At 51.8% G+C, this 25,724-nt stretch carries 23 protein-coding genes and 1 tRNA gene; 22 read left to right on the top strand and 2 right to left on the bottom strand.

Annotation, left to right across the window (positions count from 1 at the left end; all coding sequences use genetic code 11):
- The first annotated feature begins 6 nt into the window (after positions 1-6).
- Positions 7-2,280, top strand: a complete 2,274-nt coding sequence (locus QY311_01045) for a tetratricopeptide repeat protein (GenBank protein WKZ27329.1) — start codon at positions 7-9, stop codon at positions 2,278-2,280.
- Here the strand turns inward: QY311_01045 and QY311_01040 are convergent.
- Positions 2,277-3,575 (bottom strand): sugar transferase, encoded by a 1,299-nt coding sequence (locus tag QY311_01040; GenBank protein ID WKZ27328.1) that lies wholly within the window; start codon positions 3,573-3,575, stop codon positions 2,277-2,279. The genes QY311_01045 and QY311_01040 overlap by 4 nt on opposite strands.
- An 81-nt stretch (positions 3,576-3,656) precedes the next feature.
- Between QY311_01040 and QY311_01035 the strand changes: the two genes are divergently transcribed.
- The 16 genes from QY311_01035 to QY311_00960 all read left to right on the top strand — a co-directional run bounded on the left by QY311_01035 (position 3,657) and on the right by QY311_00960 (position 19,883).
- A complete protein-coding gene (locus QY311_01035) occupies positions 3,657-5,384 on the top strand; it encodes a hypothetical protein (GenBank protein WKZ27327.1) in 1,728 nt (575 codons plus the stop codon).
- 47 nt (positions 5,385-5,431) lie between these two features.
- A complete protein-coding gene (raiA, locus tag QY311_01030) occupies positions 5,432-5,764 on the top strand; it encodes a ribosome-associated translation inhibitor RaiA (GenBank protein ID WKZ27326.1) in 333 nt (110 codons plus the stop codon).
- 12 nt (positions 5,765-5,776) lie between these two features.
- Positions 5,777-8,416 (top strand): preprotein translocase subunit SecA, encoded by a 2,640-nt coding sequence (gene secA, locus QY311_01025; GenBank protein WKZ27325.1) that lies wholly within the window; start codon positions 5,777-5,779, stop codon positions 8,414-8,416.
- Between the two features lie 96 nt (positions 8,417-8,512).
- Positions 8,513-9,004 carry a hypothetical protein gene (locus tag QY311_01020; protein ID WKZ27324.1) on the top strand — a complete coding sequence of 164 codons (492 nt, stop codon included), beginning with the start codon at positions 8,513-8,515 and terminating at the stop codon, positions 9,002-9,004.
- A 233-nt stretch (positions 9,005-9,237) separates the two neighbouring features.
- Positions 9,238-9,672 (top strand): hypothetical protein, encoded by a 435-nt coding sequence (locus QY311_01015; GenBank protein ID WKZ27323.1) that lies wholly within the window; start codon positions 9,238-9,240, stop codon positions 9,670-9,672.
- Positions 9,673-9,833: 161 nt separating this feature from the next.
- The gene (locus QY311_01010; GenBank protein ID WKZ27322.1) at positions 9,834-10,007 is read left to right on the top strand and encodes a DUF378 domain-containing protein; all 174 of its coding nucleotides are present in this window, start codon (positions 9,834-9,836) and stop codon (positions 10,005-10,007) included.
- Positions 10,008-10,164: 157 nt separating this feature from the next.
- Positions 10,165-10,728 carry a hypothetical protein gene (locus QY311_01005; protein WKZ27321.1) on the top strand — a complete coding sequence of 188 codons (564 nt, stop codon included), beginning with the start codon at positions 10,165-10,167 and terminating at the stop codon, positions 10,726-10,728.
- A gap of 96 nt (positions 10,729-10,824) precedes the next feature.
- A complete protein-coding gene (locus tag QY311_01000; protein ID WKZ27320.1) occupies positions 10,825-11,568 on the top strand; it encodes a PD-(D/E)XK nuclease family protein in 744 nt (247 codons plus the stop codon).
- 2 nt (positions 11,569-11,570) lie between these two features.
- On the top strand, positions 11,571-13,013 hold the full coding sequence (locus QY311_00995; protein WKZ27319.1) for a TM0106 family RecB-like putative nuclease: 1,443 nt from the start codon (positions 11,571-11,573) through the stop codon (positions 13,011-13,013).
- A 61-nt stretch (positions 13,014-13,074) separates the two neighbouring features.
- Positions 13,075-14,403 carry a protein translocase subunit SecD gene (gene secD / locus QY311_00990; protein WKZ27318.1) on the top strand — a complete coding sequence of 443 codons (1,329 nt, stop codon included), beginning with the start codon at positions 13,075-13,077 and terminating at the stop codon, positions 14,401-14,403.
- A 3-nt stretch (positions 14,404-14,406) separates the two neighbouring features.
- Positions 14,407-15,309 carry a protein translocase subunit SecF gene (gene secF, locus QY311_00985; GenBank protein WKZ27317.1) on the top strand — a complete coding sequence of 301 codons (903 nt, stop codon included), beginning with the start codon at positions 14,407-14,409 and terminating at the stop codon, positions 15,307-15,309.
- A gap of 62 nt (positions 15,310-15,371) precedes the next feature.
- Positions 15,372-16,436 (top strand): sigma factor-like helix-turn-helix DNA-binding protein, encoded by a 1,065-nt coding sequence (locus QY311_00980; GenBank protein ID WKZ27316.1) that lies wholly within the window; start codon positions 15,372-15,374, stop codon positions 16,434-16,436.
- 55 nt (positions 16,437-16,491) lie between these two features.
- Complete coding sequence (locus QY311_00975; GenBank protein WKZ27315.1) at positions 16,492-17,802, top strand: hypothetical protein; 1,311 nt, start codon at positions 16,492-16,494, stop codon at positions 17,800-17,802.
- 22 nt (positions 17,803-17,824) lie between these two features.
- On the top strand, positions 17,825-19,471 hold the full coding sequence (locus QY311_00970; protein ID WKZ27314.1) for a type IV secretion system DNA-binding domain-containing protein: 1,647 nt from the start codon (positions 17,825-17,827) through the stop codon (positions 19,469-19,471).
- A 37-nt stretch (positions 19,472-19,508) separates the two neighbouring features.
- A tRNA-Lys gene (locus QY311_00965) sits at positions 19,509-19,581 on the top strand.
- A gap of 14 nt (positions 19,582-19,595) precedes the next feature.
- Positions 19,596-19,883 (top strand): hypothetical protein, encoded by a 288-nt coding sequence (locus tag QY311_00960; GenBank protein WKZ27313.1) that lies wholly within the window; start codon positions 19,596-19,598, stop codon positions 19,881-19,883.
- A 450-nt stretch (positions 19,884-20,333) separates the two neighbouring features.
- Here the strand turns inward: QY311_00960 and QY311_00955 are convergent, their stop codons facing one another.
- On the bottom strand, positions 20,334-20,705 hold the full coding sequence (locus QY311_00955; GenBank protein ID WKZ27312.1) for a hypothetical protein: 372 nt from the start codon (positions 20,703-20,705) through the stop codon (positions 20,334-20,336).
- A gap of 53 nt (positions 20,706-20,758) precedes the next feature.
- Here QY311_00955 and QY311_00950 point away from each other — a divergent pair, with 53 nt between their 5' ends.
- The 5 genes from QY311_00950 to ftsW are packed head-to-tail and all read left to right on the top strand — an operon-like array spanning position 20,759 to position 25,720.
- Entirely contained in the window at positions 20,759-21,130 is a 372-nt protein-coding gene (locus QY311_00950) for a cupin domain-containing protein (GenBank protein ID WKZ27311.1), read from the top strand.
- A gap of 60 nt (positions 21,131-21,190) precedes the next feature.
- Complete coding sequence (aspS, locus tag QY311_00945; protein WKZ27310.1) at positions 21,191-22,582, top strand: aspartate--tRNA ligase; 1,392 nt, start codon at positions 21,191-21,193, stop codon at positions 22,580-22,582.
- Positions 22,583-22,594: 12 nt separating this feature from the next.
- Positions 22,595-23,545 carry a serine hydrolase gene (locus QY311_00940; protein ID WKZ27309.1) on the top strand — a complete coding sequence of 317 codons (951 nt, stop codon included), beginning with the start codon at positions 22,595-22,597 and terminating at the stop codon, positions 23,543-23,545.
- A gap of 3 nt (positions 23,546-23,548) precedes the next feature.
- Entirely contained in the window at positions 23,549-24,625 is a 1,077-nt protein-coding gene (gene mraY / locus QY311_00935) for a phospho-N-acetylmuramoyl-pentapeptide-transferase (protein WKZ27308.1), read from the top strand.
- 12 nt (positions 24,626-24,637) lie between these two features.
- Entirely contained in the window at positions 24,638-25,720 is a 1,083-nt protein-coding gene (gene ftsW / locus QY311_00930; protein WKZ27307.1) for a putative lipid II flippase FtsW, read from the top strand.
- The last annotated feature ends 4 nt before the right edge of the window (positions 25,721-25,724 follow it).

The raw sequence follows: 25,724 nt of genomic DNA, 5'->3' as shown, positions 1-25,724 counted from the left end.
CAAGCTATGCAATCCCAGACCCTGGCTCGGATCGCGCGCGTTCTCGTGTATGCAACGGCAGTGGTGCCGCTGATTATTTTTGCGCAGTATATTTCCCCATTTCATTTTGGGAAGGCGATTATCTTTCGTTCGATCATAGAGCTTCTAGTGGTGGTGTATGGTATGCTCGTGATCGTTGATCGCTCCTATGCGCCTCGTATGCACGGCCTCACCGTGGCCATGCTCACCTTCACTGCGGCATTCGGTATCGCAACGGCGACAAGCATTGTGCCATGGGCGAGTTTTTGGGGCTCACTTGAACGAATGGGTGGGTTCTTTAGCTTCCTCCATTTCACTGCGTTTGCGCTCATTGTGCCATCAGTCCTTCGTGAACGAGCGCACTGGATATTCTTTTTGAATCTTCTTGTCGCTGGCGGAGTGCTTTCGGCGCTGTATGGTTTTGGCCAAAAGCTCCCCGTGTGTACACCTGGCTCTTCGGGTATTTGTGCGCTGTCATCGTGGTTTATCGGAGGCGGAGGCCGTGAACGTATTTTTGGTACTATAGGTAATGCGGCTCTGTTTGCGGGGTATCAGATCTCTGTAGTGTTTTTAGCTCTTGCGCTATGGGTGAGGGGACAGGGTTCTACGTGGGAGCGCCGTCTCTATCAGGCTATGATCGGGCTTGGTCTTTTGGCGGTTACTATGACCGTTGTTCGTGGTTCGCTCCTTGGTGTGGGCCTTGGCGCGCTGCTCTTCACGGCAGGCATGTGGTGGAAGTTTCGTGAAACGTGGTCGCGCAATGCGCTTGTTGGTGTGCTCGGGATTGCCGCGATTCTCGGTCTTCTTATCTCGGTCCCTGCGTTAAAGGATTCCTCAATCGCTCAGGGCTCACGCTTCATGCGTCGTCTCACCGATACATCATTTGATTCCTACACAGCGAAAACGCGTTTTTGGGCATGGGATGCTGGCTTGCGTGGATGGCAGGAGTCGCCAAAAACGATGCTCCTTGGTTGGGGACCTGAAAACTTCAACATTCCTTTTGCACAACATTTCAACCCACAATTTTTCCGTGGTTATGGATCGGAAACATTCTTTGATCGAGCGCACAATATGTTTGTTGAGGTGCTCGTTACCATGGGCCTTTTAGGCTTAGGGAGCTATGTAGCCTTGTTTGCTACGCTATTTTGGGCTCTCTACCGCATCTCTCAGCGCGACGATGCTTCGTGGCGCATGGCGTGGGCACTAGGGAGTGGCACAGTGGCGTACATGATCCACAATGCATTTATCTTTGATACTACGGCTAATTGGCTCCTTTTCTTTGCCATCTTTTCCTTCATTGCGTGGGAGCGCTTTGGTCAAGGCGCCACCGCTCCACAGAGGCTGATCGCGGCCCGCTGGGTTGCCCCAGCTATCGGCGTTGCGTTGAGTATTATCGCGTGCATCTTCATTTGGACAACTGCGGTAATCCCGGCGAGGGCAAACCGCGCCATTACGTGGGGCATCGTGTATGGATGGAATAATGATTTTCCTCGCGCGGTGAGCTCGTTTAAAGAAGGCATTGAAAAGAACACTATTGGGCTATATGAATATCGCCATCGCTTTGCGCAGTTCCTCCTTGATGACGTGAGCCGCTTCGCGCCACTGGGAGTGCAGTTTACTGATGCGATGCAATATGCAATTGCAGAGGTGGAAAAAAATAAAATTAAAAATCCGCACGACTATCTACCACTTCTCTACCTCTCCCGTCTCTATGTGACGCTTGGGAAAGATGATCCTACATCTGCGTGGAACGATAAGGCGCTTGAAAACGCAACCGCCGCTCTCAAGCTTTCAGAAACATTTGTGCGTACATACTATGAGATCGGTCAGGCGTATCTCAATAAGAACGATTACGAAACGGGCGTTGCCTGGTTTAAAAAGGCAGCGAAGCTCAACCCAGAAGTAGCAGTTTCTTACTGGTATGTTGGCGCCGTTGAATTGGAGCGCAATAACAAAGCAGTTGCGATGGATTATTTCGAAGAAGCATTTGATCGTGGCTATGTCGGCACAGAAGTGGACTACAATCGGGTGGTGCCGCTCTATAACGAATTTAACAACTACACGCGACTTGTGCAGATTTTTGAAGAGCTCGTAAAAATTCAGCCAGCCGATGCTCAGTATCGCGTTTCACTTTCTGCGGCGTATGCGAGCGCTGGACGAATCGACGATGCGCTCCAAGCGGCACGTGAGGCAGTGAAGATCAATCCGGAGCTTATTGATGAAGCGCGCATGTTCGCGCGGAGTCTTGGGCGGGAACTCTAGCGGCCTTTTCCAAAGAGAACAAGTGCAATGGTACGAAGTAAAATACTCACATCGAGCACGAGAGAGCGGTGTTTAATATAATAGAGATCGTACTGGAGTTTTTCTGCGGCGTCGCGCACTGAGGCGCCATAGTCGTACAAGATTTGTGCAAGCCCTGTAAGCCCAGGCGTTACGAGGTAGCGCTCATTGTAGAACGGGATTGCGTCTCGGAGCATGCCATGGAATTCTGGACGCTCGGCGCGCGGACCAACAAATGAAAGCTCGCCTTTCAAAACATTCCACAGTTGAGGCAGCTCATCAATGCGTGTCTTGCGCATGAATCGTCCAAAGCGCGTAACGCGAGGGTCTTCTTTTTGAGCCCAGACGGCGCCTGTGTGTGCCTCCGCATTTGCAACCATAGAGCGGAATTTGAGCAGTGTGAAAGGTTTGAGTCCTTTTCCGATGCGCATTTGACGATATAAGAGTGGACCAGGAGAAGAGAGGCGAATCGCTCCTGCGACGAGCGGAAGCGCAAGGAGCGTCGGAATTCCAAGGACTACGGCGCATGTAATATCTACGGCGCGCTTAGCAATCGCATAGCCACGTTGGGATGCCGTAGGAATATTACTGGTAACCCACTCATTATCTACGGCTCCGAGCACCACCTTTCCAAGTGCCATTTCTGCAAAATCAGACAAGCGCATAAAGCGCACATTGTGCTCCATGCATGCAGCAAAGAGATCGCGCACGCGATGAGTTGTGTGCGCTTGTGGGCCGACGACAATAATGTCATATGCGCCGTGCGTGATGGCGGAGAGAATATCAAAGCCTTCGGGCATGCGCAGAGGTATGTATCCGAGATATGGGTTTGCGACGAGTGCTCCCATAACTTCTTCGGTTGCTGCGTCTGTGCCAATAAACAGCGTACGAAGTGCAATACGAGCCGAGGCACGGATGACGATCATGCGCGCTGTGATCAAAAGACACGTCGCGATGGTAATAAAGAGAAACAGGTTTGTCTTTGGAGTAATCTCAAAAAATGGAGAGAGGTAGAACAGCGCAATCGACGCTGCCGATGCAAGTGCTGCGCCTTGAATGACGCCGCTTGCAATGTGCGCAGAGGTGTTCTGTGCAGTGAGGTCATAGAGGTTGGCGATATACAGACCAATGATCCACGCTAAGCCGATCAATAAAAAGGGGATCCCGTGGAGGAGGAACTGTGCCTCAAAAGTATCCGGATAACGTGCCCAGATAGTAAGCGCAAGGGCCCCAGCGAGGGCTACAATATCTGCGCATAAGATAAGAAAACGACGCATAGAGAGTTGATAAATAATACAGTTTTTAACTCATTTTGTCAATGAATCGTGTGCGCATATCCATGGTATACTCTCATGTATATGTCACCACGCATAGTTGCGCGTTTTTTCGTATCTTTTTTGGTGGGCATGGCGCTTTGGGTACCGCATGCCTCTGCAGATATTCTCGGCCAACGTGAGGCATTTTTTGTGAATGCTGGCTTTGATATTGCAAACCGTCAGGGCCTCGATGCTACATTACACCGTATCAGTGAGCGTGCATATTGGTATATCGAAGATGCGGCATGGGCCGAACTTGCATCCACAGATCGCGTGCGCATTTCTGAGGCGCTGGTGGCGCTCGCAACCGAATTCGATACGCGCATATACCCTACTACCACCGCCATGTGGGGCGCTGAAGCTCGACCTGGCATTGATGGCGATGCGCGCATCACCATCCTTTTACATAGACTCAATCAAGGTGCGGGTGGCTACTTTGATACCATTCATAGCTATAGTCCGCAGCAGGCGCAGGGGACCAACGCGCGTGAAATGGTTGTAGTGAATCTCGACTCTTTGCTTTCGCGACAGGCGCATATTTTTTTGGCGCACGAATTCCAGCACCTGATTTCATTGAATCAGAAGGAATTTACCTGGGGCATTTCTGAAGATGTATGGCTTAACGAGCTGCGCGCAGAATATACGGTATCGCTGATGGGGTACAACACGCCGTTCGCAGGATCAAGTCTTGAGAGCCGAGTGGATACGCTCAAGAGGTTCCCTACTGATAGCGCTCTTGCGTGGGGCGGGACGCGCGCGGACTATGGTCAAGTGGCGCTCCTTGCAGAATATCTTGTGGGGCGATTTGGTGAGGGCATCTTGCGTGATACGCTACGCGCAAACGCTGCAGGTATTGCGTCGATCGATGCATGGCTTGCAGGTCGCGGACACCGTGAACGCTTTGCTGATGTTATCGCGGACTGGTGGGTCGCCAACATTGTGAATGATCCAATTGCGGATCCGCGATTCGGCTATGCACGCCCGGAGCTTACAGCAATGCACGCACAACCTTCTTTTGTTGCCTTAGCGCGCCAGGACACAGAACATGTTGCGGTTGCGGAAGCAGCAGGCTGGGAGCCGATAACTCATGATTTTCGAGTCGCAGACGTCTTAGCATCTGGAGATTCTGCGGTGCGCATCGCGGTCAATGGCGATTCGCGTGGTGTTTGGAAAATTCGCGCGGTGACCATCAACAGAGACGGCGCGCTTCGCGCATATGACGTGCCGGTCAACGGAGGGGCAGCGACGCTCATCATAGAGCCAGGACATACTATTGAACGTATAGTAATAGCCGGCGCCCACATTGGTCAGCAGAGCAACTGGGAGCAGTCGCCCGCGCTACCTTGGGAGGCTCGCATGCGTGTGATTCCTCTTACTGAGATTCCATCCGACGCTTTTATGATTCCTGGCACACCGACGGATCTCGAGGGCGCTCTCATAAAGCGGAATAACGCGGAAACGGAGATGTATGTTATTACGCGCGGATACAAGCGCTATTTGCGCCCAGAGATTATCGCGCTCTATGGCCACTTAGATCCTGCGCGAGTAATCCCGCTAGAACCCGCGGTCTTTGATAGCTACCCGACCGCTAGCTACATTCGCGTTGAGGGGGATGAGAAAGTCTATGCCGTGTGGCCCGACGGCACAAAGCACTGGCTGCGCATGTCCGGAGCGCAATTTGGGGCTTCTGGACGCGATTGGAACGCAATCTTTACCGTTTCTCCAGCCGAAGCTGCTGCCTATAAAACAGGGGTGGATATTACGCAATAACGAACCCTTTTGTGAAGCATTGCTCGTGTCTACGGGTGTGCTACCATATGCCTATGAAACTCGATATTACCTGTAAAATGATCGAGCTCACAAACCCGCTTCGCGCGTTTGTGGAAGAGAAGATTGGCAGCTTGGATCGTGGAGTTCCTGAATTGAAAGAGGGCTACGCAGTGGTGGAGATCGGCAAGCCATCGCGCCATCACAAAAGTGGTGAAGTGTTCTACGCTGAAGCGATGCTGAAAATGGGTCGCGCTACGCTCCGCGCAGAGAGCACCCACCATGATCTTCGCGCCGCCATTGTTGACGTACGTGAGGCGCTCAAGGCACAGCTTGCAAAGCGTAAAGAAAAAGCCCTCGCTCGCAGGACCAAGAAGAGATAGGATTCCATCTGCATGTCTTTATTCTCACGCATATTTGGCGATGCCAATGAGCGCGCGATTCGCGCGCTTTCTCCGCTTGTTGCGCAAGTCAACGCACTCGAAGAGGAGATGCAGGCACTTTCTGATGCTGATCTTCGCGCAAAGACGAGCGAATTTCGCGCGCGGCTTGCAAATGGTGCAACGCTCGAAGATCTCATGCCCGAAGCGTTCGCTGCGGTTCGTGAAGCATCGCGACGCACACTCAACAAGCGACATTTTGATGTTCAAATAATGGGCGGCGCAGTATTGCACAAGGGCGCTATCGCAGAAATGCGCACCGGTGAGGGGAAAACGCTCGTTGCTACGCTCCCCACGTATCTTAATGCCCTTGAGGGCAAGGGTGCACATGTGGTTACGGTGAACGACTACCTCTCCCGCCGTGATGCGGTGTGGATGGGGCAAATCTACGATGCGCTCGGCATGACCGTTGGCTGCATCAACCACGATGCGAGCTATCAGTATGATGCGACGCACCAGAGCACGAAGGCGGAATCAGGAGACGCAGCAGACGAGGCGCGTGATGTCACGGGTGGTTTTCGTGTTGTGCATGAGTTTTTGCGTCCCGTAGAGCGTAAAGAAGCGTACGCGGCAGACATTACCTATGGCACGAACAACGAATACGGGTTCGATTATCTCCGCGACAACATGGCATACCGTGCTGAAGACATGGTACAGCGAGGGCACCACTTTGCGCTCGTAGACGAAGTCGACTCTATTCTCATTGATGAAGCGCGCACGCCACTCATTATTTCAGCTCCAGATCAGGAGAGCACACAGCTCTACGAAACATTTGCGCGCATTGTGCCCGAGCTCCAACAGGAATCTGATTTTACGATTGATGAAAAACTCAAAGCAGTAAGTATCACTGAAGCAGGCATTGAAAAAGTAGAGAAGCGTTTAGGAATCGGCAACATCTACGACGAAGGGGGTGTGCGCTACGTACACCACCTCGAAGAAGCACTTCGCGCCCATGTCTTCTTTAAGCGCGATCGCGACTACGTCATCCGTGAAGGAGAAATAGTGATCGTTGACGAATTCACGGGCCGCCTCATGCCCGGACGTCGCTGGTCCGGTGGGCTCCACCAAGCGGTAGAAGCAAAAGAAGGTGTGCGCATTCAAAAGGAACAGCGCACGCTCGCAACGGTGACATTCCAGAATTACTTCCGTCTCTATACAAAACTCTCAGGCATGACGGGTACGGCACGCACCTCGGGTGAAGAATTTCATAAGGTATATAGTCTCGATGTTATTTCGGTGCCGACGCACCGCCCCATGATTCGTGCAGACCAGCCAGACCGCGTGTACAAAACAGAAGCAGGCAAATTCCGTGCCGTGGTTCGCGAAGTGCGCGAGCGTATCGCACAAGGTCAGCCCGTGCTTATCGGCACGTCGTCTATCCAGAAAAATGAACTCATGGACCAACTCCTCACGCAGGAGGGCATTCCTCACAACACGTTGAATGCAAAGAACCATGAAAAAGAAGCAGAAATTATCGCGCAAGCGGGCAAGAGCGGAGCGGTAACCGTGGCAACTAACCTCGCTGGCCGTGGCGTGGACATTCTTTTGGGTGGCAACCCACCAACGCCAGAGGATGCAGAAAAAGTTCGCACTGCGGGCGGCTTGCATGTGATTGGCACAGAGCGTCATGACTCTCGCCGTGTTGATGATCAGCTCCGCGGCCGCGCAGGTCGTCAGGGTGACCCTGGCTCTTCGCAATTTTTTGTATCACTGGATGACGAGCTCGTGCGTATTTTTGCGGGCGACCGCGTCAAAAACCTTTTGGAACGGTTGGGACTGGGTGAAGACGACGTCATTGAGCATTCCATGCTGACGTCCGCAATTGCGCAGGCACAAACGCGCGTAGAGGGGCACCATTTTGATAGCCGCAAGTACGTCCTTGAATACGATGACGTCATGAACAAGCACCGCGAGGCGATCTACGGCCTTCGCCGCAAAGCGCTCATGGGCGAAGATCTCGCTTCCTATGTGCGTGATGCGATTCAAGAAGCAATCGATGCCATGGTTCGCACGCACATGAGCGTTGAAACCGGTGCGTGGGATACAAAGCAGATCGCCGAATCATTCGCTGCGCTTGTTCCCGGGGCTTCTGTGCAGAAGGCTCTGGAAGAAAAGAGCGAATCAGGGTCTCCGGAAGACGTGATTGCATTTCTCTCTGAAGAGGCGGCGCGTGCCTATGCGCTGAAAGAAGAAAAGATTGGCGCTGATTCTATGCGTCAAGTGGAGCGCATGGTGCTTCTGCGCACCATTGATACGCTCTGGATGGATCACTTGGAGCTCATGGAGCACTTGCGAGATTCTGTACGCCTGCGCGCCTATGGTCAGCGCGAGCCACTCGTAGAATATAAACTTGAAGCACAGCGCATGTTCAACGAACTCCTTGCGGGAGTCCGTGGTCAGCTTGCGCACGTGATCTACAAAGTAGAGGTAACGCAACAGCCGCGCCCAACACCGATGCAAGAAACGATGACCCTGCAAAAAGGACAAGAAGCAGTTGCTTCGCCATCGACACAATCAGCGCAGGGAAGTGTTGGCCGCAATGACCCGTGCCCTTGCGGCAGCGGAAAGAAGTATAAAAAGTGTCACGGGGCGTAGGAGTGCTGGAGTAAATAGATTGTATTGAGATGCTGTGGGAAGTAATTTCATGATATAGTTCATGATATAGTTCATGATATAGTTCATGATATAGTTATGGAACAAGAGCCGAATAGCGTAAGTAAGGAATTACAAGAGATGTACGACGCAGATCAAGAGGATCGGGCGAATTGGCGTACTGGCACTGATTGGGAAACCGTTAGACCACGAGACAATGCTCGGCTGAAAAGAATAGAGGAGCTATACGCCCGAGGATTATTACAAACTCCTGATGATATGTATAATGCCGCAATGATATATCAGCACGGGGATAAGCCCGAGCATTACCTAAGGGCTATGGAGCTATCAAGAAAAGCCGGGGAACGTGGTCACCCTGATGGGAAAAGATTCTCTGCATTAGCTGAAGATCGTTATCTATTGTCTATCGGTAAGGCTCAGATTTGGGGCACTCAATTTAGTAGAAAAACTGCTGACGGGCCATGGCGGCTAACGGAACCGTTCGAGAGTGGTACTAAAACCGATGCAGAAAGAAAAGAAATAGGCTTAACCGATATAGAAGAAAAATTAAAAGATTTAAATAGTAAATAAGTGAGTGTGGACCCCTTTTAATCACCGTGATCTTTTCTGACACATCCCTATAGGGATAGGGTGCGACAAATATAAAAAGTGTGGACTCTCATCAACGCCCCACACCATAAGGGATAATCGTCCTTATTTCGCCCATTTCTAGACATTTTTGCACGCACAGTGTAGGTTGACTTTTCAGTAAAAAAGTGCTATAATTAACCCAGAACCTTAAGATTAAAGAAAGGACGTGCAGTATGACTGAGAGCTACCGCGTCGTCGTCGACTACGGGCAGAGCTTGGCGCAGATGATCGCGGTCGGCGCGTACGACTACGCCATCAGCGACATCAACGCCAGCAACTTCCCGCTCACCGGCAATGGTAGGCAGGAGGTGGTTGTCGAGACCGTCTATTACGATGGGCGTGAGATGACCACCAGCGAAGTGCTCGCGGACCTGGAGTCCAAGGGCATGCGTCCGGCGACACTGCCGGAGCTTCTCGCTCTGGGAACCAGCCATCCCGACCTCCAGTACGAGTTCCCGATCGTCGCCCTCGGCTCCGTGTGGCAGCATCGCGACGGCGGCCGCTTCGCGCCTTGCCTCGACAGGATCGGCTCGGAGCGCGGGCTGAGCCTGAGCTGGTACGACGGGAGGTGGGATGACGACTGTCGGGTCGCCGCCGTTCGCAAGTAGTCCCAAAACCAAGCGCCCGTCTTTGCATCATGCAGAGGCGGGCGGTTTTCTTTTTGTTTTGCACAGGGTGCGCTCGCGCGAGTGGTAGGAATGGTATACTTGCATTAAGTAGTTGCCGGGCGGCTTGCCGCAGACGGCGATAAAAAGAAAGGGGGTGTCGCATGTATAAACTCACCTTCTGGTTGTTGATCATTGGTGGCTTGAACTGGCTCTTGCTGGGCTTGTTCAACTGGGAAATCGGATACTTCCTAGTAGATATCGCTTCGTGGCTTCCAAGAGTCATCTATGTTGCCGTCGGTCTCTCGGCAATATACCAGTTGCTCCGTCGTTCATAAGGCGACACCAACAAAAACGCCTCTCATACGTGGGGCGTTTTTGTTTTGCGTGGACTGTGGGGCGGCTGGACATTTTCTATATTTATTATATGATTATTTCTTCACGCGCAGTTTTTGTGGGCCGCGTGTGATCATCCCACAATAAGGAGAATGAGTCATGACGATGGAAAGAGGTAGATCTGGTTCGCCGTTGCCAGCGTTTCTCTCCCTGTGGTTCTTGATGCTTCTTTTCGCAGCTGACGGAGATGACGGGGCGAGCGCTACGATCTATCGACACGGCGTCATCGTGGACTACGGGCAGAGCCTGGCGCAGATGGTTGCGCAGGGCAAGTACGTATACGTTGACGGTCATATCACCGCGAACCACTTCCCGATACGGGGCAGCGGCAAGCAGAGGGTTGTGATCGAGCTTGTGTACTTCAGTTCCAGCATGTCGGCTGAAGAGGTGCGATGGGAGCTTGAGTCCAGAGGCATGCGCTCGGCGACTCTTCCCGAGTTGCTCGCCTTCGGCGCGACGTATCCATCCTACCAGCGCAGGTTCCCGATTGTTGCCTTGGGGTCTGCGTGGACGCCTTTGCGTGGTCAGGATTACGCGTACGTTCCGTATCTCGCGGAGCGTGATGCGAGACGCGTGTTAATTCTTGAAGACCGCAACCGCAGGTGGGGCTACAATACTTGGATAGCCGCGGTTCAACTGCCTGCCGACATGGCAAGTAAGTAGGCATCCTGACCTTTCAGCGCTTGTTCGCATAACACGAACGAGCGCTTTCTTTTTGTTTTGCGTGGACTGTGGATGGTGATGCTGGTACGATTGGGCATGGCATTCGCACGCCCCATGCGCATCTCGCGGAGTGGCTTAAAGCTCTTTCTAGAGTGCCCGCGTTGTTTTTGGCTCGACACGCACCATAAAATCAAACGGCCGCCGAGCTACCCCTACACCCTCGCCGCCGCAGTAGACTATCTCGTGAAGCAAGAATTCGACACGTATCGTGTTCGCGGCGTGCTCCCTGAGGTGCTTGTGCGTGCTGGCATTGATGCGAAGCTCTACGACGGACCGGACTTGGAAACATGGCGCAATAACTTCAAAGGCATCGCCTACACTGATGAAGACCTGCAAGCAACGCTCTATGGTGCTATAGATGACATTCTCACATTCGCTGACGGTTCGCTTGCGGTAGTGGATTATAAATCAACGGGCGCACGCGAGATAACGGTGTACGCGGATTACCAAAAGCAGATGGACACCTACACGTACATTCTCCAGCACATGGGATATACTACGCAGCCGCATGCATATTTTGTATTCTACATGGCGGATAAAACGGGCGGGGGCTTTAAAGATGCGCTACCGTTTACAAGTGCGGTGCGACAGGTGTCTGTGGATCCTTCGTGGGTGCCAGACGCATTTGCTCGTGCGGTTACTACGTCGCGCCAGAAAGAAGCACCAGCGCCTGCGCCACAGTGCGTACACTGTTACTATGTTGCGAGCGCCGCGGCACATGGCTTGCCCGAGCTCGCCGCGACAGACCGTGACGCTGATTACGTGATTGTCCCTGAATAATTATGAACAAACCACTTACCGCAGAACATTTTTATAAATTCTTTCAGTGTCCGCACTGGATTTGGTATGACATCTATGGCGATCAGTCGCGCAAGGGTGCGGTACCTGCACTCTTAGAGCTGATTAACCGTGGGAAGACATCGGCAGCTAGTAGCGCTCTAAGGACGCACAAAAAATTTGAAGAACTCAAGCCAGAAGCCTATAAAGATTTAGAAGAAGCACACCGCGCCACGCTGGAGCTTATGAAGCAGGGGAAGAATATTTACCATGGCGTTTTAATGCACAATGAATGGGTAGGTATGCCAGACTTGCTTGAAGCGCGCCCTGGCTCCTCTCGCTTCGGTCCGTGGCAGTATGTGGTATACGATGCCCAGCGTTCGCTCGAATTGCGCGATGAGCACAAGTTTCCGCTTGTGTTCTATAGTCTCATTCTCGAAACCATTCAGGGTGTGCGACCCACCGAAGCGTACATGATTGATCCCGCCGGCAATGAACGTTCATTCGCGATCGCGGATTTTGTTGATCAGTTCCACCTGACGCGTGAAGAAATAGAACGCGTGCTTGATGGTGAAAAGCCCGCGCCGTTTTTGAAGTCCACCTGCAAGCGTACACCCTGGTACTCTCTATGCTTAGAAGAGACAGAGGGATGCAATGATGTTTCGTTGGTGTATCGACTTTCGCAATCAGACCAGCGGCGACTCTATGACATCGGTATTCACACAGTGCGTGACTTGGCCGAAGCAAACCCAGAAATGCTCCGCACACAGCTGGAGGATTGGCCATACGATAAAATCATCCGCTTTTCTAACCAAGCGCGCGCATTGCACTCCGGCCAACCCCTGGTATTGCGCACGACATCATTTCCTGAAGTTGCTACGGAGCTCTATTTTGACATCGAGAGCGACCCTATTCGGGATGTTGACTATCTATTAGGTGTTTTGCAGGTTGAGAGTGCAACGGGTAAGGGCACCTACCATTCTTTTGTGGCAAAAGATGCGTCGGGTGAGGAGGCGATGTGGCGGTCGTTTCTTGATTTTCTTGCGCCGCTTGAAAATTATGCGGTATATCACTATGCAGGATATGAGCGGCAGGTGTTCGATCGTCTTGCGCTTAAATACAATGCGCCGAGCGTGATCGTTGACGCATTTCGCGAGCGATCCATTGACGTACACCAGCGCGTATTAGATGCGGTGGTGTTGCCGCTCTACTTCTACACACTCAAAGATGTAGCAAAGTTCCTTGGATTTACGTGGCGTGATCCGCGTGCGGGTGGTGCTGAATCGGTGCTTTGGTTTGATCAGTATATCAGCACAGGTGATGCGGCGATTTTAGAGCAGCTCCTCGCGTATAACGAAGATGACGTGCGCGCAACACGGCTCGTGAAGGAGTGGCTGGCGGCGCAGAAGCCCCAAAAAGGTGAGCATGAAATGCTTGATGCATCGTAGGTTATTGACTTTCAAAGCCAGTGTGGTTGAATGACGAGCGTTGCGCGCGAGCGCATTTTCTATGAACTCACAGCGGACTCGAATCATTGTGTTACTTGTCCTTTCGCTAGCGCTTTTTGTCTATGTTGCGCCAGGTGTTGTGAACCGGGGGATTGCATGGATTGACGGGAAGATAGGGATTTCTCTACCACGCGTTCCCGCATCTGATTTCCACCTCGGTCTTGATCTTGTCGGCGGTGCGCACTTGCTTTATCAGGCTGACCTCTCGCAAATCTCGGGCATTGATCCCGACGACGCCATGGAAGGTATTCGTGATGTCATCGAACGTCGTGTGAACGCGTTCGGCGTTGCTGAGCCTCTGGTGCAGGTGAGCGGCAGCGATCGTTTGATCGTTGAGCTCGCAGGTATTACTGATATCAACCAGGCGATCCGCCTCATTGGTGAGACGCCCTTTTTGGAATTTAAGGAAATGGTCCCTACTCCATCAGTAGCTCCGGGAAGGCCGACGCCAACGCCAAATCCGCTGGACGATGGCTTTGTAACAACGGGTCTCAATGGCCGCCACCTCGCTCGTGCTCAAGTCATTTTTGATCCCAATACGGGCCGCCCTTTAGTGAGTCTGAACCTGAACGCAGAGGGTACAAAACTTTTTGCCGAAATTACCAAACGCAACCTTGGGAAGATCGTCGCCATTTATCTTGACGGGCAAATTATCTCCGCTCCCATCGTTGAATCTGAAATTCCAAATGGTGAAGCGGTTATTTCCGGAGTCTTTACGCCCGCGGAAGCAAAGACACTTGCGACGCGTCTCAACTCTGGCGCGCTTCCGGTGCCGATCTCCCTCATTTCGCAACAGACCGTTGGTGCTTCACTGGGCGCCGTGTCTCTTGCGCAGAGCTTGCGCGCAGGTCTTTTCGGATTTCTTTTTGTGGCGCTCTTCATGATCCTGTTCTATCGCGTGCCTGGCGTTATGGCTGTGCTCGCGCTTGGCGTGTACACGCTCATTGTGCTCGCGCTCTATAAGGCGATTCCTGTTACGCTCACACTTGCAGGTATCGCTGGGTTTGTCCTCTCCGTTGGTATTGCCGTAGATGCGAACGTGCTTATTTTTGCGCGTATGCGCGAGGAACTTGCTCAGGGCAAGGCGCTTTCATTAGCGCTTACCGAAGGGTTCTCTCGTGCCTGGCTCTCTATCCGTGATGGACACATGACAACGCTCATTGGTGCTGGGGTACTCTATGGATTTACATCTTCTGTGGTGAAGGGGTTCGCGCTCACACTAGGCCTTGGTGTGCTCACGAGTCTATTTACCGCGACTATTGTTACGCAGGCGTTCTTGCGCGGCGTTGCGAATACGCGATTAGGTAAAATCCGTTGGCTTTTTTCATAACGTATGAATATTCGACGCATCCTCACTATTGGTTTCATAATCTCGGTCATTGCGATGATCGTGGCTACTGGGTCGTTTGTGCGCTACGGACTTCTCTTCGGCGTTGATTTTACCGGAGGGACAGTCATGGAGATATCGTTTGAGAATGAGCGTCCCGATGTCGCAACCATGCAGGCAGTGCTAACGGGGCGAGCCGACGCTCCATGGGCGTCTGCAACGGTGACACCCGCAAATGATGCGGGAATGATTATTCGCACTGGCCCGCTCACGGAAGCAGAGCACCAATTGTTGCTACAGGCATTACAAAAAGGACTTCCCCAACACCCATTTGTAGAGGATAAATTTGATTCCATTGGCCCCACAATTGGGGGAGAGCTCAAGACGAAAAGCATCCAAGCGATTGTCATCGTGCTGGTGCTCGTTGGCCTCTACATCGCCTGGGTGTTCCGCCGCGTAGGCCCCGTGCTTTCTTCGTGGACAATGGCTTTCGCTACGTTGGTTGGTCTCCTGCACGATCTCATCATTCCCGTTGGAGTCTTTGCGTATCTGGGGCACGCAGCACATGTCGAAATCGGTGCGGTGTTTGTTGCCGCGCTCCTGACGGTATTAGGCTACTCGATTTCCGACACCGTGGTTGTGTTTGACCGTGTGCGCGAGAATATTATCCGCAGTAATGGCCGTAGTTCGTTAGAAGAAATCATTCCACTTAGTATTCGGCAGACGCTGGTCCGCTCGTTGAACACGACGCTTACTACGCTACTCTCGTTGTTTGCGGTGTATTTCTTTGGAGGGGAGAGCGTGAAGTATTTCGCCCTTGCGCTCATCCTTGGCATAGGGCTTGGGGCGTATTCATCCGTATTCGTGGCATCGCCGCTCCTTTTGTGGCTTTCGCCAAGAAAGCGGTAGATTATCCACAGCATAATTGACAGTATGTAAAGAAAGTGATATTCTAAAAACATCGAAATCTTATGGCACGTTCATCACTTACCGGCATTCAAAAACTCGTTACCCGCCTTGTGCGCGAAGTAGCACCTCGTAATCGCGATATTATTGCGCGACGCTTTGGTTTTGCTTCCGGCCGTCGCGAGACCCTTGAGGCGATTGGCTCGAGCTATGGGATTACTCGCGAACGCGTACGCCAGATTGAAGAAGCAACGGTTTCGGCGGTTGCTAAAATCGCCCAGCGCGACGCTGACGTAAATGCCGTGGTAGCCTCCGTGATTGATGTATTGCAGCGCGAAGGTGGCGTTATGCGCCAAGACCTTCTTTTCCAGGAGATGAGCGGGTCTCCAAGCCTTACCACCACGAATGCCGCACTCGTGTTTGTACTGACGGTGAGCAACCAGGTGTTCCATGCTCCCGAGGGCGATCATTTCCATGCATTTTGGGCAGCACATCGTGCGCAAGCTGATGCTTTTCGTTCGGGTATCCAGGCACTTTCCCAGGCGCTTAAGTCGCACGCAGAACCAATGGAGTGGGAAGCGTTTTGTGGCGTTGCAAAGTCTACCAGTGCGGTGCTTGCGACGGGCATGCCGGTCAATGAAAAGCACCTTGTTGCCGCTCTCGCCATTTCTAAGGATATCGGCAAGAACATTTATGGCCAAGTTGGTCTTTCTGCATGGCCGCAGGTGAATCCGAAGGGCATCCGTGATAAGGCATATTTAGTACTTAAGCGCGAAGCAAAGCCACAACATTTCTCCGCAATTACCAAACTCATTAGTTCTGCTACGTTCCCAGACGGTAAGCGCGTGAACATGCAGACGGTTCACAACGAGCTCATTAAAGACAAGCGCTTTATTCTCGTTGGCCGCGGACTCTATGCCCTCTCGGAATGGGGTTACCAAGCCGGAACAGTAAAGGACGTTCTTGTGCATACTCTGAAAGAGGCGAAGTCACCTCTACCGAAGGCGGAACTCATTTCTCGTGTGCTTGCAAACCGTATGGTGAAAGAAAGCACCATCGTTCTCAACCTCCAGGACAGTGCGACATTCGCAAAACAGGCAGACGGTACATACACTCTTCGCAAAGCTTAGTCCACACACTCACGGCGCCATAGGCGCCGTCGTGGTATGATACAGAGGATCTTGTATGCTCTCGATTCTCTCTCAGACGTTTTCTGTATTTGAGCCGGTTCTTCCGGTAGCGCGTCTTATTGTGGGGATCTTGTTTAGTGTATGGTGGCTTTGGCTGCCCATCGTGCTTGCATCACTCGCCTTGCGTCAGTGGCAAGAGTATACGCGCACGCGGTATCTCCGAGGCATGAAATGGGTGCTTTTGGAGGTTGTCCCGCCTCCCGAGGTACAGCGGAGTCCAAAAATTGCCGAGAACTTCTTCTCGGGCCTCCATGGTATTTATGGGAGCTCTTTGAAGTGGAAAAAAATGTTCTTTGACGGCAAGATTCCTGACTGGTTTACCTGTGAAATTGTAGGGGATGCACAGGGTATGCGTTTTTATATACGCACCCCTGCGGGACATCGAAACCTTCTTGAGGCGCATGTCTTTGCTCAGTGGCCTGAAGCCGAAATTCGCGAAGCAGAAGATTACACCTCTCGTCTCCCGCAGGACATACCCAATGAGCAGTATGATCTCTTTGGCACTGAGCTTATTTTCACCAAAGAACACGCATATCCCATCCGCACGTACCCATTTTTTGAAGAGCAGAGTGGAAAGGATGAATACGTCCGTACTGATCCTATGGCAGCTTTGGCCGAAGTGATGAGCTCCCTTCGCCCGGGTGAACATGTGTGGTTGCAACTCACGTTGCGCCCCACAGGCGGTGACTGGGTAAAGGAAGGCCAGAAGGTCGTCGATAAAATCATGGGGAAAGATCCGAAAGCTCCGGACCCAACGTTTGGGCAAAAAGTCATATCGTTTATTGATCTTTTCGTTCCGGGCGGCAAGGCCAGCGAAGAGAAAAAGGAGAAAAAAGATTTTAATGTCATGGCACTTTCACCTGGTCAGCGCGCAGCCTTAGAGCAGATTGAATTAAAACTCTCAAAGCTTGCGTTTAAGGCGGGCTTTCGCTTTGTATACCTTGCAGATAAGACGGTATTTAATCGTGCGCGCATTGCTGGTGTAATTGGATACTTTAAGCAATTTTATGCGAATGACCTTAACTCATTTAAACCAAATGGAGAGGTCACAACCGCAGCCGATGGTAAATTAGCCTGGCTTTTCCCTTCGGGGCGTGGGTTCGGTGCCGCAGAGGCAGAATACAAAAAGAAAGTTGATCTTCTTGGAAAATATCGTGGTCGCGAATTCGTGAAAGACTATGCGATTCTCAATATCGAAGAGCTTGCAACGCTTTGGCACTTGCCTGGCTTGAATGTGAAGGCTGCTGGCTTACCTCGCGTTGAGGCAAAGAAGAGTACGCCACCAGCAAACCTCCCGGGGTTTTAGTTTCGTGGTACACTAACAATACATGGCGCTTCCTCCAGAAAATCCGGTAGTCCTCTTTGGACAAACAACCTTCCGCAATGAGTTGCGGCCGTTTGGCATTAAGATGGACGATCGACGTCGCCACATGTACGTCATTGGAAAGACGGGCATGGGGAAATCAGAACTGCTGAAGAATTTAGCCATCCAAGACATTCGTGACGGACGTGGCATCGCGTTCATCGATCCTCACGGAGATCCTGTTGAAGATCTTCTGGACTTTATTCCCGCACACCGCGTGAAGGATGTTATTTATTTCAATCCCGCAGATCTAGAGCACCCGATTGGCTTTAATATCATGGAGCATGTCAGTTTTGATAACCGTCACCTTGTTGCAGATGGCATGATGGCGGTATTCAAGAAGCTCTGGGTTGATCAATGGTCAGCTCGTATGGAATACATTCTCAACAATACGATTTTGGCACTTCTTGAAGCGCCTGGCTCTACGCTTCTGGGAATTAATCGTATGTTGGCGGACAAGGCGTATCGTAAATCTGTGGTAGATCAAGTTACTGATACAGAGGTAAAAGCATTTTGGACGCAGGAATTTGCGAAATATAACGAACGGTATGCCGGGGAAGCAACGGCCGCCATTCAGAATAAAATTGGTCAATTTGTCTCCAACCCACTCATTCGTAATATTGTCGGACAGGAAAAATCAGCATTCGATATGCGCAAAGCGATGGACGAGGGCAAGATCGTGCTGGTGAATATTTCTAAGGGGCGCGTGGGTGAAGATGCAAGCCGTCTTTTGGGCGCCATGCTTATTACGAAGATCCAGCTTGCTGCCATGTCTCGTGTAGATATCGCAAAGAATGAGCGCAATGACTTTATCCTTGTAGTTGATGAATTCCAAAACTTCGCCACCGCTTCTTTCGCAAACATCCTTTCCGAAGCACGTAAATTTAATCTGAGTCTTGTGATCGCAAACCAATACATCGCACAGATGGAAGATGCTGTGCGTGATGCCGTGTTTGGAAACGTAGGCACTATTATCTCATTCCGCGTGGGCGCGGAAGATGCAGAAATGTTAGAAAAAGAATTTGCACCGGAATTTGTGGCGCAGGATATTGTAAACCTTGGTAAGCGGCAGATTTATCTCAAACTCATGATTGACGGAGTCGCGTCTAAGGCGTTTTCTGCTATGACGATGGACACCTTGCCGCCAGAAGAAACAACGGAGCGCTTTAATGCAATTGAAGCGTCTCGGAAAACCTTTGGTCGTCCTCGCGCTGAGGTAGAAAAAACAATTGGGGACTGGCGAGAGGCTGGTGTAGCCCGTGATGATCACGCATCAGAAGGGCATTCATCAGCGCGGGAGCAATCTGCTGGCCCACGTCGTTCACAAGGAGATAGGCCACCTCGCCGTTCTCGAGGCGGAGGCGGTGGTCGTGGTGGATCTCAGTCCGAGCGGCCGGCACCAAGCGGGAAGATCACTGTTTCTGTGGGAGGAAAGGAACTTTCGCTTGCAGAGGCGATGCGGCAGGGAGTTATGCCGTTTACGTCGCAGAAAACGGGGCCAGGCCAGCCTCAAGAACCACGGCAACATATGAATAACGAAGAGCTGCGCAAGGTGCTCGCTGTTGCACTTGGCAAAGAGGAGGCTGTTGCCTCAACTGCCGATGAACGTTGAAAATCGGGCCATATCTGATACACTAGGCTCTGCATTTGCCCCTATAGCTCAGTTGGTAGAGCAGCTCCCTTTTAAGGAGACGGTCCCAGGTTCGAGTCCTGGTGGGGGCACTAGATTTTTTCCTATGCACATAGAACATCCTACGCGAATTGTGACAGTGGTCGGTGCTATTCTCTTTGCCTGTTTGATTGCGAACTTTTCGGTTGATGGATGGAATTGGGGAGTGCTCGATTTTGTGTTTGCTGCAGTGATGTTCGCGGGCGTTGGTATCGCCCTCGATCTTGCCTCACAGCGTTTTCAGCGCCCGGCGCAGCGCATGGCTGCGTATGTCGTCATTATTCTCGTGTTCCTTGTAGTGTGGGCAGAGCTTGCCGTAGGAGCTGTTGAGACATTTATTCTAAAATTTTTGTAAAAAAAGAGCGCTCGGGTAGAGCGCTCGTGGGGAACGAAAGAACTGAATGATGGAGAGGGTGGGTCAGACCCTCGTTGTGGTTTGAGGATGCCTCCTCGTTCGGCTAAGATGGTTGCCCACGCTCCGCGCATAGCTTTCCTTTCGCCACGTGCGTTTGCGCAAGCCCCTTTCTTGCCATCCCACCTCTTTCTACTCACCAGCCTCGGCTAGGGTATGCAAGACCCTCGCAGGCTGCCCAGTAGTAGGTTTTAAACCCACAGTTGTAAGAACTGTTATCCCTCGGGGCCTTGTTCATTAAGCCTAGGCTCGCTGAACTTGGCGGCAGTTTCACGTTGGTGTGAACAACGTGCTAGGCACCCCTCCCAGGCTATTCACCAGGGAGAAGTGGAGCTAGGGGAATGTCTTCAAGGATCTGACCCGTTGCGAAGATAGCACCCGGCGGAACGTGCGTCAAGAACCGTAGATTTCTTGGAGTTGGCGATATACTGCCTGCTTTTTCTCTGCTCGTTCGATGGCGTCTTTTTCGAGGAGTGCTTTTTGGATATCCGCTATTGAAAGCTCTTGCACGTGATCTTTAGGTTCGTCGTGCCGCGTGGGCATTGCCTCACGCTGTGCTCGCGCTTCTGCTTCAGCTCTTTGGCGCATGATTTCTTGGGCGATGCGCCACGCCTTTGCACCATCTTCTGGCGAGAGGCGCTGGGAGGTGTCTATGGGTGGCGCCTGCTTGTCTCGCAACCCAGCTGCTTCAAGCTGTCGAGCAAGCTCCTGACCCTCCTGCGGGCTCAACGTTTTCGGTTCTTCTAAGGGAGTTCGATCTTCCATGCACACAGCATAGCACGTTGCGCATTCTTTTTGGACGGCATATGATGACAGATATGGACGGATTCCACACCAACATAGAAAAAGATACGCTCGAAAATGAGTTTTTTCGAAAAGTATTATACACAACGTCGCGCTCGCAGTTAGTGCTCATGACGCTCCGTGGTGGTGAAGAAATTGGCCTTGAAACTCACCCAGAGCACGACCAATTTATTCGCATTGAGTCTGGTGAAGGTAAGGCGTTTCTGAACGAGACAACCTACGATCTCGCCGATGGCTCCGCGCTCGTTATTCCGGCGGGAACAAGGCATAACATTGTAAATACGGGGACCGAGCCGATGCGCTTATACACGCTCTATACGCCGCCAGAGCATCCGGATGGGACCATACATGCCACGAAGGCGGAAGCCGATGCGGCGCACCACTAAAGACGAGGCCCGGAAACGGGCCTTTTCTGTGGGGAGTGTGATGTGGTACGATTGGCCATCATGGCAAAAGAAACGTGGGTAAAAGACATAGCGGGTTTAGCTGGTCAGGAAGTTGAGCTCTATGGGTGGATCGCGAACCGTCGTGATCACGGAAAGCTTATTTTTATTGATATTCGTGATCGATCTGCATCTGCACAAGTAGTGTTCACGCCGTCATCTCCTGGATATGAGGATGCACAAAAATTACGTAATGAGTGGGTTGTGCGGCTCAAGGGCCTCGTAAAAGAACGTCCGGCAAAAATGGTAAACGCTGACATCCCTACGGGCGGCGTAGAGGTTGAGCCGACGGCGCTTGAAATTCTCAACGAATCTCCAACGCCGCCGTTCCCACTCGATGGTCCGGGGTATGATATTGGAGAAGAGCATCGCATGGAATATCGCTACCTCGACATGCGACGCGATCGCCTTGCGCGCACGCTCGACATGCGACATAAGGCGGCACTCGCCATTCGCACATGGCTTTCTGATCACGGATTTCTTGAGATAGAGACTCCTATTCTCACGAAGTCTACGCCAGAAGGGGCCCGCGACTACGTCGTACCCTCTCGCCTCTACCCAGGCTCGTTTTACGCGTTGCCGCAATCCCCGCAGCAGTATAAGCAGCTTCTCATGGCTGGGGGCGTTGAGCGTTATTTTCAAATCGCGCGATGCTTTAGAGACGAAGATACTCGAGGTGATCGTCAGCCTGAATTTACTCAGCTCGATATGGAGATGAGCTTTGTGCAGCGGGAGGACGTCATGGCGCTTAACGAAGAGCTACTCATCCACCTTGTCCAGAAATTGTGGCCAGAAAAGAAAATTCAGGAGATCCCATTTCCACGGATCTCATACAAGGAGGCGATGGAAAAGTACGGCACAGATCGTCCCGATCTTCGCACTGATAAAGAGGATCCAAACCTCCTCGCGTTTTGCTGGATTATTGATTTCCCATTTTTCGAAAAAACGGACGAAGGCGGATGGACGTTTACGCACAATCCATTTTCAGCGCCAAAACCGGAACACATGTCTGATCTCCTTGCACAGAAAAACATCGGCGAGATTCTTACCACGCAGTACGATGTCGCGTTGAACGGGTTTGAGATCGGTGGCGGCAGTATCCGCAATCATCAGCCTCAAGCTCTCCGCGCGGTATTTGAGATTATGGGTTTTCCGGCAGAGCGTATCGAGGCAAATTTCGGTCACATGCTCAAGGCGCTTGAATTTGGGGCACCGCCACACGGTGGCATTGCTTGGGGCTTTGATCGGTTTATGGCCATTTTGCAGAACGAACCGAATATTCGTGAGGTCATTGCGTTCCCAAAGACGGGGGACGCACGAGACCTTATGATGCAGAGTCCTTCACCGATTGAAGAGAAGCAGCAGCGCGAGCTACACATCGTAACTCGCTCATAAGGCACACCTTTTATGGGACGCATCTATGGAGCAACAATTGTTGTGATCGGTGGCGTCATGGCGCTTGGTATAAGCGCCTTTGTGCATTGGCCAACGCCTCCAGCGGCCGAAGTGACTCCGGCATGGGGACAGGCGCTCTCTGATATTAATGACGCGCAAGCGTATCTGCTTCCTCTCGCGGAAGCAAGTATCTTCCCCGCCCGTAAGGCTGGGAGTGCTGAGGCAATAACTCCTGCTCGGGCCGCCTATCTCTTTGACGTGAAAACGCTTCGCCCACTTTTTGCAAAAAATGAAGACATGCGTCTGCCTATTGCGTCGCTTACAAAGATCATGAGCGCAATCGTTGTATTGGAGCATCTCCACGCACACGACGTGGTAACGGTTACGCCAGAGTCGATACGGGTTGATGGTACGAAGCGAGACTTGACCGTGGGGGATCGTTTTACCGTATCAGACCTTATGCGATACATGCTCGTGCAGTCCTCAAATGATGCGGCTGTTGCGCTGGCAGTGTATGCCCGTGAGCATGGGATTGATTTTGTGAAAGAGATGAATAATACCGCGGTACGTATTGGCATGACGCATACTGTATTTAAGGATCCAGCTGGTCTTGATGACACCGGCTATGCGACGGCTCGTGACTTAAGCTTTCTCATTCGCTATGCATTGCGTTACGAGGACCATATTTTTAGCCCATTGCGTGAAAAGGTGATCTCTATAACAACCGTTGATGAAACGCGCGTGGTTACTGTTACCAATACGAACCAGCTCCTCGAAACACTAGAAGATATTCGGGGCGGTAAGACGGGGTATACAGATGGTGCGCGTGGGTGTATGATATTGCTCGTACGAGTGCCCGAAACTCGCGACACTATCGCAGCTGTACTATTGGGTTCGGAAGACCGCTTTACCCATACTGCGGAACTCGTGACATGGGCACGCACCGCCTTTCAGTGGCAATAATGTATGGATGTCTCTATCGCTTTTGAACAATTTACTGTTTTTAATGTAGTGCGATTGTTTGCCGTTGGGACAATCGCTTTTGTCCTGAATCTGATTGTGACGTGGTTGTGGACGAAGGTTCTCTTTCGATATTTTCGTCCTGGTAAGGAGATAGAAAAAGAAGGCGCCCCCGTATTTAACGCACTCCATAAAAAGAAAGAGGGGACCCCAACTATGGGCGGGCTTCCTATTTGGGTTACCGTGGCGTTCCTCGCGGGAGTATTCGCGATTCTCGCAAATACGGTTGATGGGTTTTGGTCTAAAATGAATTTCCTGTCGCGCCCTCAGACGTATCTACCGCTCGGATTCCTCGTAATCGCAGGACTGGTGGGAATGGCGGATGATGTTTTCGGTATCTTCAAACGTGGTGGGTTCTCTATGAAGCAGCGTTTGCTGCTCTACACCTTTGTGGCGAGTATCGGCGCGTGGTGGTTCGTAGAGAAGCTTGGCCGTGACGCCATCACCATTCCGTTCTTGGGAGAATTTGTAATTGGTCCACTGTGGTATGCTGCACTCTTTGTTTTTATCATTGTTGCCACAGCATTCTCAATGAACGAAACGGACGGCTTAGACGGACTCGCGGGGGGCGTATTCCTTACCATCTTTGGCGCTTTTGTAGTGATTGCGTTCGATCAGGCACGCATGGACATGGCAGCGCTTCTGGCGGCAATTATGGGGGCGCTGATCGGGTTTTTGTGGTACAACATCTACCCTGCAAAGTTTTTTATGGGAGATACGGGGGTTATGGCGCTGGGTTTCACCGCAGGCGTGGTAGCTATGTTAACCAACACGCCCTTTCTTCTTTTGTTCATTGCTATTATCCCAGTCATTGAGTCGCTCTCAGTTATTGTACAAATGATCTCTAAGAAGCTTCGAGGCAAAAAAGTGTTTCACTCATCGCCTATTCACCACCACTTTGAGGCGCTCGGGTGGCACGAGACACAAATTACAATGCGGTTTTGGATGATTAATGCAATCGGAGCTGCAGTGGGACTTATCCTGTTCCTCGTGGACAGCAAAATTCCTCCGCTTTTTCGGTAAGCTTCAGCTCTCATGGAGCGTCGCATTTTTTGGCTCGTTGGTGGACTTGTGGTATTCGGCCTGGTGATGCTGTCATCGGCGGGTATTGTGTTGGGTGAGCAGAAGTTTGGCTCGTCATATTATTTTGTATTACACCAAATAACGGCGGGTGTTTTGCCGGGTCTCGTGGCGCTCGGCATAGCGCGCGCTACGCCTTCGCGTTTTTGGCGGCGGGTTTCTCCACTCCTACTGCTGCTTATTCTATGCTTGCTGGTACTTGTGCTCATCCCTGGATTTGGAGATGAGCGTAAAGGGGCGCAGAGCTGGCTTATGTTGGGCGGCTTCTCGTTCCAGCCTACGGAATTTCTTAAGTTAGGATTTATTCTTTACCTTGCTGCGTGGTTGAGTGGGAGAAAAGAGCGGAGTGGGCACTGGTCTGCCGGACTTGCGCCATTTCTTACCATGCTCGGCATCATCGCCCTACTAGTTGGGCTTCAGCCCGACGTGGGAACACTGGCGATTATTTTTGCCATTGCAGGAGCGGTATATTTTGCCGCAGGCATGCCATTAAAACAGCTTGGCGTGGTTGCGCTTCTGGGCGTTGCGCTTCTGGGTATTTTTGTTGCGGTGCAGCCTTATCGTCTCCAGCGTATCCAGGTAGCGCTTGGTATCATTTCTGATCCGCGTGGAAGTTCGTACCAAGTGAGCCAGTCGCTTATCGCGATCGGTTCTGGAGGGGTGTTTGGGAATGGCTTTGGACAGAGCACGCAGAAGTTCGGCTTTCTCCCTGAAGCTGTTGGTGATTCTATTTTTGCCATTATTGGGGAAGAACTTGGTATTGTGGGCGGCATGCTGGTGCTCCTGGCATTTGGAGCCCTCTGTGTTACGTATGCACAATTGGCGCGCGAGACGAATGATATGTATGGAAAGCTGGTTGTTGTCGGCATGCAATCATGGATCATGATCCAAGCGCTCGTGAATATTTTGGCAATGGTCGGTGTATTGCCGCTTACCGGGGTGCCGCTCCCATTCATTAGCTTTGGCGGGACGGCACTCGTTGCGCTACTGGCGGGAGTTGGTATGACGCTTGCCATTGCACGCGAGCAGCGCGTATAAACAA

It is taken from the genome of Candidatus Paceibacterota bacterium (assembly GCA_030583765.1).
Classification (GTDB): Bacteria; Patescibacteriota; Minisyncoccia; order 2-02-FULL-40-12; family GWA2-44-9.
The sequence above is the reverse complement of the archived record's forward strand: the minus strand, read 5'-3'. Positions and strand labels throughout refer to the sequence as shown.

What these genes read in the sequence shown, in the direction of transcription:
- ftsW (WKZ27307.1), top strand. Translation starts at nt 24,638, where the DNA reads ATGGAGCGTCGCATTTTTTGGCTCGTTGGTGGACTTGTGGTATTCGGC.
- QY311_01005 (WKZ27321.1), top strand. Translation starts at nt 10,165, where the DNA reads ATGACGATGGAAAGAGGTAGATCTGGTTCGCCGTTGCCAGCGTTTCTC.
- QY311_00970 (WKZ27314.1), top strand. Translation starts at nt 17,825, where the DNA reads ATGGCGCTTCCTCCAGAAAATCCGGTAGTCCTCTTTGGACAAACAACC.
- QY311_00940 (WKZ27309.1), top strand. Translation starts at nt 22,595, where the DNA reads ATGGGACGCATCTATGGAGCAACAATTGTTGTGATCGGTGGCGTCATG.
- aspS (WKZ27310.1), top strand. Translation starts at nt 21,191, where the DNA reads ATGGCAAAAGAAACGTGGGTAAAAGACATAGCGGGTTTAGCTGGTCAG.
- raiA (WKZ27326.1), top strand. Translation starts at nt 5,432, where the DNA reads ATGCCTATGAAACTCGATATTACCTGTAAAATGATCGAGCTCACAAAC.
- QY311_00995 (WKZ27319.1), top strand. Translation starts at nt 11,571, where the DNA reads ATGAACAAACCACTTACCGCAGAACATTTTTATAAATTCTTTCAGTGT.
- QY311_01020 (WKZ27324.1), top strand. Translation starts at nt 8,513, where the DNA reads ATGGAACAAGAGCCGAATAGCGTAAGTAAGGAATTACAAGAGATGTAC.
- QY311_01035 (WKZ27327.1), top strand. Translation starts at nt 3,657, where the DNA reads ATGTCACCACGCATAGTTGCGCGTTTTTTCGTATCTTTTTTGGTGGGC.
- QY311_00975 (WKZ27315.1), top strand. Translation starts at nt 16,492, where the DNA reads ATGCTCTCGATTCTCTCTCAGACGTTTTCTGTATTTGAGCCGGTTCTT.
- QY311_01010 (WKZ27322.1), top strand. Translation starts at nt 9,834, where the DNA reads ATGTATAAACTCACCTTCTGGTTGTTGATCATTGGTGGCTTGAACTGG.
- QY311_00960 (WKZ27313.1), top strand. Translation starts at nt 19,596, where the DNA reads ATGCACATAGAACATCCTACGCGAATTGTGACAGTGGTCGGTGCTATT.
- QY311_01040 (WKZ27328.1), bottom strand. Translation starts at nt 3,575, where the DNA reads ATGCGTCGTTTTCTTATCTTATGCGCAGATATTGTAGCCCTCGCTGGG.
- QY311_01000 (WKZ27320.1), top strand. Translation starts at nt 10,825, where the DNA reads ATGGCATTCGCACGCCCCATGCGCATCTCGCGGAGTGGCTTAAAGCTC.
- QY311_01015 (WKZ27323.1), top strand. Translation starts at nt 9,238, where the DNA reads ATGACTGAGAGCTACCGCGTCGTCGTCGACTACGGGCAGAGCTTGGCG.
- mraY (WKZ27308.1), top strand. Translation starts at nt 23,549, where the DNA reads ATGGATGTCTCTATCGCTTTTGAACAATTTACTGTTTTTAATGTAGTG.
- secF (WKZ27317.1), top strand. Translation starts at nt 14,407, where the DNA reads ATGAATATTCGACGCATCCTCACTATTGGTTTCATAATCTCGGTCATT.
- secA (WKZ27325.1), top strand. Translation starts at nt 5,777, where the DNA reads ATGTCTTTATTCTCACGCATATTTGGCGATGCCAATGAGCGCGCGATT.
- QY311_00955 (WKZ27312.1), bottom strand. Translation starts at nt 20,705, where the DNA reads ATGGAAGATCGAACTCCCTTAGAAGAACCGAAAACGTTGAGCCCGCAG.
- QY311_00950 (WKZ27311.1), top strand. Translation starts at nt 20,759, where the DNA reads ATGGACGGATTCCACACCAACATAGAAAAAGATACGCTCGAAAATGAG.
- QY311_00980 (WKZ27316.1), top strand. Translation starts at nt 15,372, where the DNA reads ATGGCACGTTCATCACTTACCGGCATTCAAAAACTCGTTACCCGCCTT.
- QY311_01045 (WKZ27329.1), top strand. Translation starts at nt 7, where the DNA reads ATGCAATCCCAGACCCTGGCTCGGATCGCGCGCGTTCTCGTGTATGCA.
- secD (WKZ27318.1), top strand. Translation starts at nt 13,075, where the DNA reads ATGAACTCACAGCGGACTCGAATCATTGTGTTACTTGTCCTTTCGCTA.